Origin of the sequence: Thermomonas sp. HDW16, assembly GCF_011302915.1 — a bacterium.
GTDB lineage: Bacteria > Pseudomonadota > Gammaproteobacteria > Xanthomonadales > Xanthomonadaceae > Thermomonas.
In genome coordinates this window covers 679,649-691,709 of the sequence record NZ_CP049872.1, presented here as the reverse complement: position 1 = coordinate 691,709, position 12,061 = coordinate 679,649, and the positions used below count along the sequence as shown (strand labels likewise).

Annotated in this window: 11 protein-coding genes, 1 tRNA gene, 1 pseudogene and 1 riboswitch; of the genes and pseudogenes, 7 read left to right on the top strand and 6 right to left on the bottom strand. The window is 64.5% G+C overall.

Annotated elements, in window-relative coordinates:
* Positions 1-21: 21 nt before the first annotated feature.
* The 4 genes from bfr to G7079_RS03030 all read right to left on the bottom strand — a co-directional run bounded on the left by bfr (position 22) and on the right by G7079_RS03030 (position 1,388).
* On the bottom strand, positions 22-492 hold the full coding sequence (gene bfr / locus G7079_RS03045; RefSeq protein WP_166055439.1) for a bacterioferritin: 471 nt from the start codon (positions 490-492) through the stop codon (positions 22-24).
* Between the two features lie 122 nt (positions 493-614).
* Positions 615-818: a (2Fe-2S)-binding protein gene (locus G7079_RS03040; RefSeq protein ID WP_166055437.1), complete on the bottom strand. Its 204-nt coding sequence runs from the start codon at positions 816-818 to the stop codon at positions 615-617.
* A gap of 66 nt (positions 819-884) precedes the next feature.
* Positions 885-1,238 carry a 6-carboxytetrahydropterin synthase QueD gene (queD, locus tag G7079_RS03035; protein WP_166055435.1) on the bottom strand — a complete coding sequence of 118 codons (354 nt, stop codon included), beginning with the start codon at positions 1,236-1,238 and terminating at the stop codon, positions 885-887.
* Between the two features lie 73 nt (positions 1,239-1,311).
* Positions 1,312-1,388: transfer RNA gene (locus tag G7079_RS03030), tRNA-Met, on the bottom strand.
* A gap of 121 nt (positions 1,389-1,509) precedes the next feature.
* On the opposite strand from G7079_RS03030, the pseudogene G7079_RS03025 reads away from it, so the two are divergent.
* The 4 genes and pseudogenes from G7079_RS03025 to G7079_RS03010 all read left to right on the top strand — a co-directional run.
* Positions 1,510-2,001, top strand: a pseudogene (locus tag G7079_RS03025) (RNA pyrophosphohydrolase); the annotation flags it as partial.
* Positions 2,002-2,216: 215 nt separating this feature from the next.
* Positions 2,217-2,606 carry a phasin family protein gene (locus G7079_RS03020; RefSeq protein ID WP_166055431.1) on the top strand — a complete coding sequence of 130 codons (390 nt, stop codon included), beginning with the start codon at positions 2,217-2,219 and terminating at the stop codon, positions 2,604-2,606.
* Between the two features lie 250 nt (positions 2,607-2,856).
* Positions 2,857-4,047 carry an efflux RND transporter periplasmic adaptor subunit gene (locus G7079_RS03015; RefSeq protein WP_166055429.1) on the top strand — a complete coding sequence of 397 codons (1,191 nt, stop codon included), beginning with the start codon at positions 2,857-2,859 and terminating at the stop codon, positions 4,045-4,047.
* A gap of 61 nt (positions 4,048-4,108) precedes the next feature.
* A complete protein-coding gene (locus G7079_RS03010; RefSeq protein ID WP_166055427.1) occupies positions 4,109-7,291 on the top strand; it encodes an efflux RND transporter permease subunit in 3,183 nt (1,060 codons plus the stop codon).
* A gap of 166 nt (positions 7,292-7,457) precedes the next feature.
* Here G7079_RS03010 and bioD read toward each other — a convergent pair whose 3' ends face one another.
* Entirely contained in the window at positions 7,458-8,138 is a 681-nt protein-coding gene (gene bioD / locus G7079_RS03005; protein ID WP_166055425.1) for a dethiobiotin synthase, read from the bottom strand.
* Complete coding sequence (locus G7079_RS03000) at positions 8,135-8,860, bottom strand: TMEM175 family protein (protein ID WP_166055423.1); 726 nt, start codon at positions 8,858-8,860, stop codon at positions 8,135-8,137. The genes bioD and G7079_RS03000 overlap by 4 nt, the downstream gene beginning before the upstream one ends.
* 42 nt (positions 8,861-8,902) lie before the next feature.
* On the opposite strand from G7079_RS03000, the gene G7079_RS02995 reads away from it, so the two are divergent.
* The 3 genes from G7079_RS02995 to btuB all read left to right on the top strand — a co-directional run bounded on the left by G7079_RS02995 (position 8,903) and on the right by btuB (position 12,037).
* The gene (locus tag G7079_RS02995) at positions 8,903-9,391 is read left to right on the top strand and encodes a GAF domain-containing protein (RefSeq protein WP_166055421.1); all 489 of its coding nucleotides are present in this window, start codon (positions 8,903-8,905) and stop codon (positions 9,389-9,391) included.
* Entirely contained in the window at positions 9,388-9,771 is a 384-nt protein-coding gene (locus tag G7079_RS02990; RefSeq protein ID WP_166055419.1) for a TfoX/Sxy family protein, read from the top strand. The genes G7079_RS02995 and G7079_RS02990 overlap by 4 nt, the downstream gene beginning before the upstream one ends.
* A gap of 18 nt (positions 9,772-9,789) precedes the next feature.
* Positions 9,790-10,034, top strand: a riboswitch (cobalamin riboswitch).
* Positions 10,035-10,156: 122 nt separating this feature from the next.
* Positions 10,157-12,037, top strand: a complete 1,881-nt coding sequence (gene btuB, locus G7079_RS02985) for a TonB-dependent vitamin B12 receptor (RefSeq protein ID WP_166055416.1) — start codon at positions 10,157-10,159, stop codon at positions 12,035-12,037.
* Positions 12,038-12,061 lie beyond the last annotated feature (24 nt).

Sequence of the window (12,061 nt, the reverse complement as noted above, 5' to 3'; positions counted from 1 at the left end):
TGCCACGGCGCGAGCCGTGGCTTATTTGTCGAGCTGCTGGGCCAGGTAGTTCTGCTCACCGATCCGGTCGATCAGCGACAGCTGGGTCTCGATCCAGTCGATGTGCTCTTCCTCGGAATCCAGGATATCGGCGAACAGCTGGCGGCTGACGTAATCATTGACCGATTCGCAATGCGCGATCGCTTCGCGCAACAGGGGCACGGCTTCCATCTCCAGGGCCAGGTCGCACTGCATCAACTCACGCGGGTTCTCGCCGATGCGCAGCTTGCCCAGCGCCTGGAAGTTCGGCAGGCCATCGAGGAACAGGATGCGGTCGGACAGCTTGTCCGCGTGCTTCATCTCGTCGATCGACTCGTGGTACTCGTGCTCGGCCAATTCCTTCAGGCCCCAGTTCTTCAGCATCTTGGCGTGCAGGAAATACTGGTTGATCGCGGTCAGCTCGTTGTAGAGCGCCTTGTTGAGGAATTCGATGACCTTGGCGTCGCCCTTCATGGCTGCGCTCCTTCACTTGCTGGGATGCGCGGACTCTAGCGTGAAGTCATGCAAAATAGCGGAACGCGAATCGTCCGCATCATGGCTCGTGATTGGGATGGCCGGTCTCTGCCAAGCCACGACTATGCAGCGCGCTGCAAGACCGGCAATGGCAATTCGCGACGGTTTCGCACGTCGTCCAGGATCGCCTCGGCCGACGACAGGCAACTGCCGCAATTCGCACCAGCGCCGGTGCGCATGGTCAGTTCGGCCAGCGAGGCACAACCCGCCTCCGCCGCTTCGCGGATCTGGTGGTCGGTGACGCCGTTACAGATGCAGATGTACATGGCTCGACTATCAGACCGCAAACGCGAATGATTGTCAATTCCAAACCATCGCCCGACTGCTGCCGTTCAGCCCCGGTAGGAACACCCGGAGGTGCAGGTCTCGTGTACCACCACTTCGGACAGCGGCGGCAATACCGGCTTGAGCCGTGCCCAGATCCACATGGCGAGGCGCTCACTGGTCGGGTTGTCCAGGCCATCGATCTCGTTGAGGTAGTGGTGGTCCAGCTGGTCGTACAGGGGCTGGAACGCGGCCTTGATGTCGGCGAAGTCCATGACCCAGCCGGAGTCCGCACCTGGTTCGCCGGACACGCGCAGTTCGACCCGGAACGAATGCCCGTGCAGGCGCGCACATTTGTGCCCTTCCGGTACGTTTGGCAGCCGGTGCGCGGCTTCGATGGTGAAGACTTTGAAGACGTCCATTCGGCCCTGCGCGCGAAGTCTGTGTGGAGACGAAAAACCCGCCATTCGGCGGGTTTTCGATGTGTATCCGCAGTGGTGGCTATGGGTGGACTCGAACCACCGACCCCAGCATTATGAGTGCTGTGCTCTAACCGGCTGAGCTACATAGCCGCGCGGAGAACCGCGAATTATTCACGCATCGGCGGTGGCCGTCAATCCACGCACGGCCCGCTTGCTCCGTGCGCAAGCCACGTGGCAGAGTCGGGCGTAGTGAATTTGCCGGAGTCCGATCGTGATCGATCCGGACGGCTTTCGCCCCAACGTGGGCATCGTGCTGATGCACGAGGATGGACGGGTGTTCTGGGCACGTCGCGTGCACCGGGATGGCTGGCAATTCCCGCAGGGCGGGATGAACACCGACGAGACCCCGCTGGAAGCGATGTATCGCGAGCTACGGGAAGAGACCGGGCTGATGCCGCAACACGTGGACGTGCTGGGCGCCACCCCCGGCTGGCTGCGCTACCGCCTGCCGCCACGAGCGATCCGCCGCAACGACCGGCTGGTTTGCATCGGCCAGAAACAGGTCTGGTTCCTGCTGCGCTTCAAGGGCGCCGATGCCGACCTGCGCCTGGATCTGACCGACAAACCCGAGTTCGACGGCTGGCGCTGGGTCGATTTCTGGTACCCGATGCAGCATGTGGTGACGTTCAAACGCGGGGTTTACGCGCGCGCACTGGATCATCTTGCCCCGTTCGCCCGGGCCGTGGCCGGCGCCTTGGCGGTGCCGCCGCCGGCGGAGGGGTTGCTGCCCCCGCCACGCCCGAGCCAGCACCATTTCGGCCGACGCAGCTAAGCGAGCTCCTGCGCTAAATCGCTGATTCCATTGAAACTGAATGGCTGGCGACCGCTCGTCGGCGTGATGTTGCATCGCAACATAAGTGAGCTTATGCTGCATCGCACAAACCGGCAATCCCTGCCGGATATCGCAGGAGACCCGCCATGTACCAGTTCAACGAACAGTTCACCAAGACCACCAGCCAGTTCGCCGACGTGGCCGCCAACGTCAATCGCCTCGCTCTGCAGAATGCCGAGAAGGCATTCGGCCTGCAGTTGGCCACCTTCGAAGAGAACGCCAATGCCGCCTTCGCTTTCTTCGGCGAGCTGACCAATGTGCGTGACTTCGATGGCCTGAAGGCCGTGCTGCCGAAGGGCGCCCAGATCGCCCGCACCAGCACCGAGCGCAGCTTCGGCATCGCGCAGGAAGTGTTCGCCAACACCATCAAGACCAACGAAGCCATCGGCGCACTGGCCAAGGGTCAGTTCGAGACCGTCACCGCCCAGGCCAAGGCCGAAGTGGAGAAGGTGACCAAGGCTGCCAAGGCCAAGTAATTCCTTCGCGCCACCCGGATCGCTCCCCCTGCGATCCGTCCGCGAATCCGAACCCCGCAGCGAAAGCTGCGGGGTTTTTTGTGCCCGCCATCCATGCCGCTGCGATGTCGAAAAACACGCCGGCCATTCGTCGTGCTGCGTATGCAAACGTAACCATGACCTCAGTCACGGATTGCGCCGCAAACGGTTTCAGGCACAATAGTAGACCGTTCAGTTTAATAACATTCCTGCATCCCGCAGAGGCCACCTCATGTCGAAGACCACACCCAAGCGCCCGCCCTCCACGCGCAAGCGCATGATCCTGATGCTCATCGCCGCCCTCGTCATTTTCGGCGGCGTGTTCGGCACCAAGGCGATGATCGGCGCGCAAACCAACAAGTTCTTCGACAACATGCCGCAGCCGGCCGTTGCGGTGAGCACTGCCAATGCGCTTGCGCAGAAGTGGAGCGACGATGCCGAGGCCGTCGGCACCTTCGTCGCGATCAACGGTGCCGACGTCACCACCGAATCCGGCGGCGTAGTGCGCAGCATCGAGTTCGATGCCGGCCAGCCGGTCCGCGCCGGCGCGGTGCTGGTGCGCCTGAATGCCGCCAACGAGCTGGCCACGCTGAAGTCGCTGGAAGCCTCCGCCAAGCTGGCCCGGGTGCAAGCCGACCGCTGGCAGAAGCTGGGCAAGGACAAGCTGGTCTCGCTGGATGACGTGCAGTCGAAGATCACCGCCGCCGCCACCGCGCAGGCGCAGGTCGACGCACAGCATGCGCTGATCGACCAGAAGACGATCCGCGCACCGTTCTCCGGCGTGCTGGGCATCCGCAAGATCAACCTGGGCCAGTACATCGCGCCGGGCGCGGCCATCGTCAGCCTGCAGCAACTCGACCCGATCTACCTGGACTTCAGCCTGCCCGAGCAACGCATCGACCAGATGGTCGAAGGCACCATGGTGCGCGCCACCGTGGACGCGATCCCGGGCGTGGTGTTCGATGGCCGGGTGACCGCCGTCGAACCGCTGGTGGATCCGAATACCCGCAACTTCAAGGCGCAGGCTACCGTGCAGAATCCGGACGGCAAGCTGCGCCCGGGCAGCTTCGCCCACGTGGGCTTCGCCCTCAGCGGCGAACGCGACGTGGTGGTGATCCCGCAGACCGCGGTCAGCTTCAACCCGTACGGCAATGCGGTGTTCGTCATCGGCAAGGTCAAGCGCAAGGAAGGCGAGACCGACATGCAGGGCAAGCCGTTGACCGGCGACAAGCTCACCGTCACCCAGCGCTTCATCAAGACCGGCGCCACTCGCGGCGATCTGGTCGCGGTGATCGAAGGGCTGAAAGCCGGCGAACAGGTGGTGACCTCCGGCCTGCTCAAGCTGCGCAACGACGCCGAAGTGACGATCAACAACAAGGTGCAGCCGACCGCCGACGCGGCGCCGCAGGCCGCCAACCGCTGATCGTCCACCGCCACATGCACCCCAACCCGTTGCCGCATGAGGGAACGGGAGAGGACACCCGATGAAATTCACCGATCTCTTCATCAACAAGCCCGTGCTGTCCATCGTGGTCAGCCTGTTCATCCTGCTGTTCGGGCTGCGCGCGTACACCGAGCTGAACGTGCGCGAATACCCCGAGATGCGCAATGCGGTGGTGAACATCAGCACGGTCTACTACGGTGCGGATGCCGACCTGATCCAGGGCTTCATCACCACGCCGCTGGAGCGCGAGATCGCGAGCGCGGAGGGCATCGAATACCTCAGCTCGACCAGCTCCGCCGGCATCAGCACGATCCAGGCCTACATCAAGCTGGACCAGGACCCGAGCGAAGCGCTCACCCAGATCTCGGCCAAGGTCAACAAGATGCGCGGCCAGCTGCCGCCGGAGTCGGAAGACCCGGTGATCGACCTGCAGCAGGGCCAGCAGATCGCGGCGATGTACGTGTCGTTCGCCAGCGAGACCCTCAACAACAACCAGATCACCGACTACCTGACCCGCGTGATCCAGCCCAAGCTGGTCACCGTGCCGGGCGTGCAGCGCGCAGACATCCTCGGCGCCGGCACCTTCGCCATGCGCGTGTGGTTGAAGCCGGATCGCATGACCGCGCTCAAGGTCACCGCCAGCGACGTGGCCAACGCGCTGAATTCCAACAACGTGCTGGCCGCAGTGGGCTCGACCAAGGGCCAGATGGTCGCCATCGACATGACCGCGCGCACCGACCTGCGCGACGCCGACGAGTTCCGCAAGCTGGTGGTGCGCGAGCAGGACGGCGCGATCATTCGCCTCGGCGACGTGGCCGACGTCGCGCTGGGTTCGGAAAGCTATGGCACCTCGGTGCGCATCAACGGTGAAGCCGCCACCTTCATGGGCATCTTCGTCGCGCCGGACGCCAACTCGCTGGACGTGATCAAGGATGTGCGCAAGCTGTGGGACGAGCAGATCGTCCCGGGCCTGCCGCAGGGCATCAAGGCGACCATCCCCTACGACAGCACCGAGGCGATCCAGGACGCGATCAACGAAGTGATCAGCACGATCGTCGAGGCGCTGGTCATCGTGATCGTGGTGATCTTCCTGTTCCTGGGCAGCTTCCGCAGCGTGCTGATCCCGGCGGTGACCATCCCGCTGTCGATGATCGGCGCGTTGTTCCTGATGCTGCTGATGGGCTTCACCATCAACCTGCTCACCTTGCTGGCGATGGTGCTGGCGATAGGCATCGTGGTCGATGACGCGATCATCGTGCTGGAGAACATCCACCGCCACATCGAGGAAGGCATGTCGCCGTACGACGCGGCGATCCGCGGCGCACGCGAACTGGCGTGGCCGGTAGTGGCGATGACCACGACCCTTATCGCGGTGTACCTGCCGATCGGTTTCCAGGGCGGCCTGACCGGCGTGCTGTTCACCGAATTCGCCTTCACCCTGGCCGGCGCGGTGCTGCTGTCCGGCATCATCGCGCTGACGCTGACACCGATGATGAGCTCCAAGATCCTGCTGCCGCACACGGCCGGCGGCAAGGGCAAGCTGGAAGCCTGGCTGGACGCGCGCTTCGAGTGGCTGCGCCAGGGCTACCAGCGCAAGCTGCACGGCGCGCTGGAGACCAAGTCGGTGATCGCGGTATTCGGTGCCATCGTGCTGGTCAGCTGCGGCTTCCTGTACGTCACCGCGCCCAAGGAACCGGCGCCGATGGAAGACCAGGGCTTCATCTTCTCGATCGCCCAGGCGGATCCGTACGCGACGCTCGACTACGTCGAGAAGTACACGCAGGAAATCACCGAGATCGCCAGGAGCGTGCCGGAAGTGGATAACTACTTCCTGTTCAACGGCGGCTTCGGTGGCAGCGGCGGCGGCGCCAGCCCGATGGCGATGGCCGGCTTCGTGCTGAAGCCGTGGAGCGAGCGCTCGCGTTCGACCAACGCGGTGCTGCAGCAGGAATTGCAGCCGAAGATCAGCCAGGTCACCGGCCTCAACACCTTCGCCCTGGTGCCGCCTGCGTTGCCCAGCGCCGGTGGCGATGGTGGCGGCGAATTCATCATCGGCGGCGTCGGCGAACTCAGCCAGCTGTCCGAATTGGCCGACGGCATCCTGGCCAAGGCGATGGCGAGCAAGCGCTTCATCTTCCTCGACAAGGATTTGAAGATCGACAAGCCGCGGATCGAGGTCAACATCGATCGCGACAAGGCAGCATCGCTCGGCATCGACATGCGCACGCTGGCGGCCGACATGGCGGCGATGCTGTCCGGCGGCTACAGCAACCGCTTCGCGATGCAGAACCGCTCCTACCTGGTGATCCCGCAGGTGCAGCGCAGCGATCGCCTCAACGCCTCCGCGCTCGACAACTACTACACCCGCGCCCGCAATGGCGACCTGATCCCGCTGTCCACGGTGATCACGCTCAAGGAAACCGCGCAGCCGCAATCGCTGAAACGCTTCCAGCAGCTGAACTCGGTATCGATCACCTTCGCCCCGCGCCCCGGCGTGAGCAAGGGCGAGGCCTTGGCGATCCTCGACGAAGCGGCAAAGGAAGTGTTGCCGCAGGGTTACAGCGTCGACTACGCCGGCGAATCGCGCCAGTTCAAGACCGAAGGTTCGGCGATGCTGCTGACTTTGGCGCTTGCGCTGGTGGTGATCTTCCTGGTGCTGTCCGCGCAGTTCGAGAGCTTCCGCGATGCGCTGATCATGTTGTTGACGGTACCGATGGCGATCTGTGGCGCATTGCTCGCGCTCAACGTGCTGGCGATCCTCAGCGGCATCCTCGGCATGATGGGGATCGAGGCCTTCCCCGGCATGAGCATCAACATCTACACGCAGGTGGGCCTGGTGACCTTGGTCGGCGTGATCTCCAAGCACGGCATCCTGATCGTGGAGTTCGCCAACAAGCTGCAGATCGAACAGGGCCTGTCCAAGCGCGAAGCGATCGAGGAAGCCACCGGCATCCGCCTGCGTCCGGTGCTGATGACCACCGCCGCGCTGGTGTTCGCGATGGTCCCGCTGCTGATCGCCAAGGGCCCGGGCGCGGCGTCGCGCTTCTCGATGGGCATGGTGATCGTGTCCGGCATGACCATCGGCACGATGTTCACCCTGTTCGTGCTGCCGGCGTTCTACCTGTACCTGGCCCGTGACCATTCGCATGATCGCGAACGCGAAGCGGTGCAGGCCGCGGAGGACGCGCGTCTGGATTCACCACCGGCACCGCAACACGGCTGATCGTGATGCAAGGTTGAACAGAAAACGCCCGGGCAACCGGGCGTTTTCTTTTGCGGGATTGAATGCAGGCTTGAAATGGGGTGAGAGTGAATTTCGTGCCGAGTGCTTTCGATGAGCGACGATGCAGGTCGCGAAACTTCACTCCGACCCCATTTCACATGCGGGATTACTCGGCCAGCGTCGGAATCCGCAGATGCCGCGCCAACTCCGCCGGATCGGCATCGGGCGCGTGCGGCAACACGCCCCAGCACAGCGCCGGCAGTCGTTCGCGAAGCATCGCAAGGTTGTCCTCCACGCGTTCCATCGCGGGATCCACGTGCGAGGCGATCCAGCCGGCCAGGTAAGCGCCATCGGCGACGATCATGCGCGCACTCAGCAAGGCGTGGTTGAGGCAGCCCAGGCGCAAGCCGACAACAAGCAGCACCGGCAATCGCAAGGCACGCACCAGATCCGCCTGCATCAGCGATGGCGACAGTGGTGCTGCCCAGCCGCCCACGCCTTCGACAACCAGTCCATCGGACTGGTCGGCAAGCCGCGCATGTGCGGCAAGGATTGGCGGCAATGTCACTTCCGTGCCGGCATCGCGCGCGGCAAGTTCGGGGGCCAACGGATGCTCCAGAGCGAACGGGTTGATGTCCGCGTAGGCGATCCCGGGTTCGCCTGCACGCTGCAGCGCCAACGCATCGGCATTCTTCCACTGCCCCTCGATGCGCTCGCAGCCGCTGGCGACCGGCTTCATGCCGACCACACGCAACCCATGCCAGCGCAATGCATGCAACAGCGCACAGCTGGCGAACGTCTTGCCGATGCCGGTATCCGTGCCGGTGACGTACACGCCGAAACTCATGCGCCGTCTGGTTCGCGTTCGGCGCGACGACGCGCGCGCACCACCGCCACGCCGGTCAATGCCATCAACGCGTAGGCGAAACCGGACATGCCGGACAGTTCGGGATGGCCCAATATCGAGACCGCTGCGATGAACAGCAGGGCCAACAAACCGGTCATCGGAATCATCCATTGCGCGGCCAGCGCGCCCTGCAATTCGATGCGTTCCTGGCGATCCAGCCCGATCGCGTCGCGTTGTCGCCACGCATGTCGGTACAGGGCCACCACCACGAAGCCAAGCGTGGTCCACGCCAGCGCATAGGCGGTGAACAGCAGCTGCAAGTCGCGGTCGCTTCCGATGGCGATGCCGGATGGCAACCAGCCACCGCTAAGCCAGCCGAAGAACGCGCTAAAAATGATCCGCAGCGGATACACGTACACCAGCACCAGGAACACCAGCAGCAGACTGAGGAACACACTGCGACCATCATCCAGCCCGTACTTGCGGCTCCAGTCCGCATGCGCCCACCACAGCATCGCCAGCAGCGCGAAACTGGCCGCGAACGCGGGAATGTCCTTGAGCGCATCCAGCAGCGCCTGCGTGTTGTCCGGGATCGCATCCAGCGAAATCACCAGCAAGGTCACCGCGAACGCGAACGCGGCATCCACGAATGCCTCGATGCGGGTGACCTCGCGGCCCCGTGCCTTGCGGACGGAAACAGGTGGTGAATGGGTGGACGGCATGCCGGAAGCTTAGCCCAGCATGCGCATTGCTACACTGCGTCGATGAGCTTCTCCACGATTCCCCTCGCCGGCACCAAGCCGGAACAGTACGCGCAGTTGCTACAACAAGCGCATGCCCTGTTGCATGGCGAGCGCGACCGCATCGCCAATGCCGCCAACCTGTCCGCGCTGGTGTACAACGCGCTGCCCGACCTGAATTGGGTGGGCTTCTATTTCTTCGACGGCCGCGAGCTGGTGGTTGGCCCGTTCCAGGGCCTGCCCGCCTGCGTGCGCATCCCGCTGGACAAGGGCGTGTGCGGCGCGGCGGCGCGCTTGCGGCAAACCCAGCGGATCGAGGACGTGCATGCCTTCCCGGGCCACATCGCTTGCGATTCGGCCAGCAACTCGGAATTGGTGGTGCCGCTGGTGACCACGAATGGCGAACTGATCGGCGTGTTCGACCTCGACAGTCCTGTTGCCGCGCGTTTTTCCGTTGAAGACCAAGAAGGCCTGGAAGCGATTGCCCGGGTCTATCTGGAGTCCCTGCAGTGAACACCACCCCCAAGCTGCGCAACATCGGCCCGAAATCCGCCGCCTGGCTACGCCAGGTCGGGTTGCGCTCGCTGGACGACATCGCCGCGATCGGCGCCGTGGACGCTTACATGAAAGTGCGCCGCGCCGGCTTCAAGCCAAGCCTCAACTTGCTCTACTCGCTGGAAGGCGCACTGGTCGACTGCCACTGGCAGGAAGTGCCGGAAGCGCGTCGCCATCAGCTGGTGCTGGCGGCGGACGCGGCCATTGCCCAGCTGCCGCCGCCGCGCGGCCGTCCCGCCGCCGCCCCGGTCACCACCACCCAGATGGACGAGGGCGCCATGCCGGAAATCCGGTTGTTCGACGACGACCGCAGCGCGCCGGACACGCCCGCCGAGTGAGCGCGTGGTCGCTGCGCTACAATGCGCGCGCTTCAAGGTGATCCAAAGGCGCACGCCCGAGGATTGAAACGGGAAGCCGGTGACGAGCGCGAGCAGCGCTCCAGTCCGGCGCTGCCCCCGCAACGGTAAGCGAGACAAGCTCGGCATCGGCCACTGTGCACGCATCCTCGCGATGCAGGCATGGGAAGGCGCCCAGCGGGAATCACACGACTGCGTGGTTCCGCCCGCAAGCCCGGAGACCGGCCCTGGAGTCCATGTTGGTTGCGATGCGGCGGGCATCGCGCGACGTCGCGCATGTGTATTCCCGCATCGCCCGTCCGTTCCCGTTCGCATGGCAGCCGCCCTTCCAGTCAAGGCGCGCGGGCGTGCGCGCCGGAGAACCCCCATGCAGTCGCGCAACACCCTTCGTTTCACCGCCCTCGCACTCGCCCTGTCTTCGCCCTCGTTTGCATTCGCGCAGAACGACGATGCCAAGAACCTGGACAACGTGGTGGTCACCGCCACCCGCACTGCGATCACCGCTGATGCCGCGCTGGCCGCAGTCGAGGTCATCGACCGCAAGGAGATCGAACAGAGCACGGCACGTTCGCTGCCGGAACTGCTGCGCGGCCGCGCCGGCGTGACCCTGGTCAACCAGGGCGGCCTCGGCAAACTCAGCACGCTGTTCCTGCGCGGCACCGAATCCGACCATACCCTGTTCCTGGTCGATGGCATCCGCGTCGGCTCGGCCACCTCCGGCCTGACCTCGTTGCAGGACCTCCCGCTGGAGCAGATCGAGCGCATCGAGATCGTGCGCGGCCCGCGTTCCTCGTTGTACGGCGCGGACGCGATCGGCGGGGTGATCCAGGTGTTCACCCGCCGCGGACAGGGTGGTGAAGGCGTGCGTGGCCGCGCCCGCATCGGCGCCGGCAGCAATGGCTATCGCGAAGCGTCGGCCGGCGTCGACTTGCGCGGTACGCGTGGTGGCGTGGGCATCGATATCGGCCATCAGTCCACAGATGGCATCAATGCCTGTCGCGGCATCGGTGCGCCGCAATACGCAGGCTGCGGCATGGACAATCCGGATCCGGATCGCGATGGCTATCGCAACAACAACGCCTCGCTACGTGCGGATTTCAAGGCAGGCGATGCATGGCAATTCGATGCGCATGCGCTGCGCGCGCGCGGCCACAATGAGTACGACGGCGACCCGGCGTGGGGCCTGCCGGACAATTCCGACTTGCTGCAGCAAGTGATCGGCGGCAGCGTGCGCTTCGATGCCAGCGAGGCGCTGGTGCTGCGACTGACGCTGGGTCGCAACCGCGACGATTCCGATAATTACCTGGGCGCATCGTTCGCCAATCGCTTCCTCACCACCCGCGACAGCGCCACCGTGCAGGGCGACATCACGCTCGCCGCAGGCCAGTTGCTGAGCTTGGGCTACGACTGGTTGCGTGACCGCGCCGATGTTCAGGATCCGTTCTCCCCGTTCGATGCCGCACGCGGCAACCGCGCTGCATTCGCGCAGTACCAGGGCAAGTTCGGTGCGCACGACCTGCAGGCCAGCCTGCGTCGCGACGACAACGACCAGTTTGGCGGCAAGACCACCGGCGGCATCGCCTGGGGCTTCGGCTTCGCCGACGGCTGGCGCATCACCGCTAGCCATGCCACCGCATTCAAGGCGCCAAGCTTCAACGAGTTGTACTACCCGTATTACGGCAACCCGGCACTGCGTCCGGAAGCGGCACGCAACAGCGAACTCTCGCTGCGTCAGGAACGTGACAGCTGGCAGTGGCAGCTCAACGCATACCGCAACGACATCGACGACCTGATCGTCTACGACACCGCAATCTTCGCCGCCAACAACATCGAGACCACGCGCATCCGCGGCATCGAGCTTGTCGCAAGCACGCAAGTTGGCGGGTGGGATATTCGCGGCCAACTCGGCACGCTGGATGCACGCAACCTCAGCACGGGCATCAACCACGGCAAGCGCCTGCCGCGCCGGCCGCAGCGCAGTGCGCGGATCGACCTGGATCGCGACCTCGGCGATTTCGGTGTCGGCATCAGCGGCATCGCCGAAGCCGCACGCTGGGACGACGTGGCCAACACCTTGCGGGTGGGCGGCTACGGCACCATCGATGCACGTGCATCGTGGCGTTTCGCCGCGGACTGGACGTTGCAGGCCAGCCTGGTCAATGCCTTCGACAAGGGCTACGAAACCAGCGCGTACTACAACCAGCCGGGTCGCGAATGGGGCCTGAGCCTGCGCTGGCAGCCGAAGTAAGTACGGAGCGACAACGCATGGATG

Excerpts from the sequence above, each read along its gene's own strand:
- bfr (WP_166055439.1), bottom strand. The coding sequence starts at position 492 with ATGAAGGGCGACGCCAAGGTCATCGAATTCCTCAACAAGGCGCTCTAC.
- G7079_RS03040 (WP_166055437.1), bottom strand. The coding sequence starts at position 818 with ATGTACATCTGCATCTGTAACGGCGTCACCGACCACCAGATCCGCGAA.
- queD (WP_166055435.1), bottom strand. The coding sequence starts at position 1,238 with ATGGACGTCTTCAAAGTCTTCACCATCGAAGCCGCGCACCGGCTGCCA.
- G7079_RS03020 (WP_166055431.1), top strand. The coding sequence starts at position 2,217 with ATGTACCAGTTCAACGAACAGTTCACCAAGACCACCAGCCAGTTCGCC.
- G7079_RS03015 (WP_166055429.1), top strand. The coding sequence starts at position 2,857 with ATGTCGAAGACCACACCCAAGCGCCCGCCCTCCACGCGCAAGCGCATG.
- G7079_RS03010 (WP_166055427.1), top strand. The coding sequence starts at position 4,109 with ATGAAATTCACCGATCTCTTCATCAACAAGCCCGTGCTGTCCATCGTG.
- bioD (WP_166055425.1), bottom strand. The coding sequence starts at position 8,138 with ATGAGTTTCGGCGTGTACGTCACCGGCACGGATACCGGCATCGGCAAG.
- G7079_RS03000 (WP_166055423.1), bottom strand. The coding sequence starts at position 8,860 with ATGCCGTCCACCCATTCACCACCTGTTTCCGTCCGCAAGGCACGGGGC.
- G7079_RS02995 (WP_166055421.1), top strand. The coding sequence starts at position 8,903 with ATGAGCTTCTCCACGATTCCCCTCGCCGGCACCAAGCCGGAACAGTAC.
- btuB (WP_166055416.1), top strand. The coding sequence starts at position 10,157 with ATGCAGTCGCGCAACACCCTTCGTTTCACCGCCCTCGCACTCGCCCTG.